This is a genomic window from Kitasatospora sp. NPDC059088 (assembly GCF_042738155.1).
In the GTDB taxonomy this organism is placed as follows: Bacteria; Actinomycetota; Actinomycetes; order Streptomycetales; family Streptomycetaceae; genus Kitasatospora.
This window is the reverse complement of sequence record NZ_JBHYGR010000285.1, coordinates 1-2,080: the sequence shown is the minus strand read 5'-3', so window position 1 is coordinate 2,080 and position 2,080 is coordinate 1. Positions and strand designations below refer to the sequence as shown.

The following is a 2,080-nucleotide window of genomic DNA, read 5'->3' as shown; positions in this document are numbered from 1 at the left end:
GACCCGGTCCTCACCGACATCGCCGAACTCGTCCACGGCAGCGCCCTGCTCGCCGAGGGCGGCGACCTGCCCGACCCGGCCCGGTTCACCCGCCTGCTGACCGACCGCCTCACCCACAGCCTGTAACCGCCCCCGGGTGCGGCCGGCCCACCGCCACTGCCCGACCCGCCCGGCCGACCACACCCAGGCCATGGCGGCCAGGACCGCCCGGGTCGACAGGCGCGCACGCGGGCGGAGCACCCCCAGCAGGAATGCAGCCCGCAGCACCGCTCCTACCGCTTCGGCGGCCGGAAACGGCCGCCGCTCCCGCCGATCATCAGCCGACCGACCAGGACATCCGCACATGTACGAGTACACCGACCGCAGGGACCGCAGCCTGGCCGACCGCGTCAACGCTGCCGCCGAGCGCCGCCCGGACCGGGGCACCGAGCAGGACAAGGCCGCCGCGACCGCCCTGCTGGCCGACATCCTTCAGGCCGCAGCCAAGCACGGCATCACCCTCGACACCTTCGACTGGGTCGCCGACCTGCCCGGAAACTGCTATGCCGCCGTCGTCTCACCCCCGCGGGCACAGGCCGCCCAGTGGGCCACGGCCAGCTGAACACGACGTCCGAGCCCAGCCGGCCGTCTTCCCCGCGCGGCCGACGTCTGCGCACCGGCCGCGCTGGGCCGCGGTCCCCACTGACCCGCACCAGCTCGCGGCACAGCCCCTACAGCTCCAGACCGGCGGCCGGCAAGGACGCACCGACCGTACGTTGAGGGGGTGCTCATTCTCGACGGCTCCGTGCTGCTCGGGGAAGACCTCGTGGGTGCACGTACAGCCGGCGCCCCGCAGCCGTCGGTGCCCATCGCCCGAAGACGCCCGTTCGGCCAGGGGCAGACACCTCGCGCCTCGCAGGCGGAATATCCAAGATCCGCAGATGGTCGAGTCTCATGCCCGCGCTGCCACCCACCTCGCCACCTCCAAGGCCACACGTGCCAACACGAATCCGACCGCGTCCGTGTCGCTGGGCACAGGACGGGCAGGCGTATTCATGGACCCTCCGGCCAGAGCGAACCGGCACGGCCACGATCGATCGAAGGCGGTCCACACCATGGGTGACAACGCACGCGGCCCCGGCGGCAACATCGATTCGTGCCTTCTGGGCATCTACCTCAACGATCACCTGGCCGGCGCCTGCGCCGGGGTCCAGCGCGCCCGCCACCTCGCCGACGCGACCAGTGGAACGCCACTGGGCCGGGCCATGAGCCCGATCGCGGCCGAGATCGCGCAGGACCGCGCCAGCCTGCTGGCCATCATGCGCCAGCTCGACCTGCCGGTACGCCGCTACAAGGCGTGGGCCGGTTGGCTGGGCGAGAGTTTCGGGCGACTCAAGACCAACGGCCGCCTGCTGCGCCGCTCCCCGCTGACCACGTACCTCGAACTGGAGCTGCTGCGCACCGCCGTCGAAGGCAAGACAGCGGGATGGCAGACTCTGCGCCGTCTGGCCGAATCCCACCAGCTCCTCGACCCGGCGCCGCTCGACGAACTGCTGCAACGGGCCGAACGCCAGCAGCACACCCTGGAACTGTGGCGGCGGCGCCAGACCGCCGCCGGTTTCACAGCCGGCTGACCTCGGCTTCGCGCCGCTGCTCCCCGTCTGCGACCACTGCCCCCGTCCACGCCGCGGGCCAAGGAAGTCGGGGCCCGAACCGTCGACCAGGCACGGGCCGGTCCCGGCGAGTCCGCGACCACCAACCGCTCCCCCACGAGAACCAACTCGCTCTCCCATGCCGGCGGTCAGCGTTCCCGCTCCGGTTCCCAGGGCCCGACGAAGGAGCGCCGTACAACGAGGCCTAGCAGCAACGTCCACTGCCGCTCGCAGATGAACAGGAAGGAACTTACCGACCCCCTCGGATGCTGACCACTCGGGCGACCAGTCGCAACGGCCATGGGTCGGCGTTGACCTGCGTCAGCGGAACATCGAAGTCGAATGCCAAGGGTTAGAAGCGATTCCCAAACCGAAGGTAGGGTCACGTTTTCCCAGGTGAGGTATGTGGCCGTCTGTCGGTAGGCATGCTCGTGCCGTCGTGTGGGTGC

Annotated in this window: 2 protein-coding genes; both read left to right on the top strand. The window is 70.9% G+C overall.

Annotated features, from left to right (window positions below; all coding sequences use genetic code 11):
* Positions 1 to 343 precede the first annotated feature (343 nt).
* The gene (locus ACFWXO_RS45340; protein WP_380533121.1) at positions 344 to 601 is read left to right on the top strand and encodes a hypothetical protein; all 258 of its coding nucleotides are present in this window, start codon (positions 344 to 346) and stop codon (positions 599 to 601) included.
* 319 nt (positions 602 to 920) lie between these two features.
* Entirely contained in the window at positions 921 to 1,613 is a 693-nt protein-coding gene (locus ACFWXO_RS45335) for a hypothetical protein (RefSeq protein WP_380533118.1), read from the top strand.
* The last annotated feature ends 467 nt before the right edge of the window (positions 1,614 to 2,080 follow it).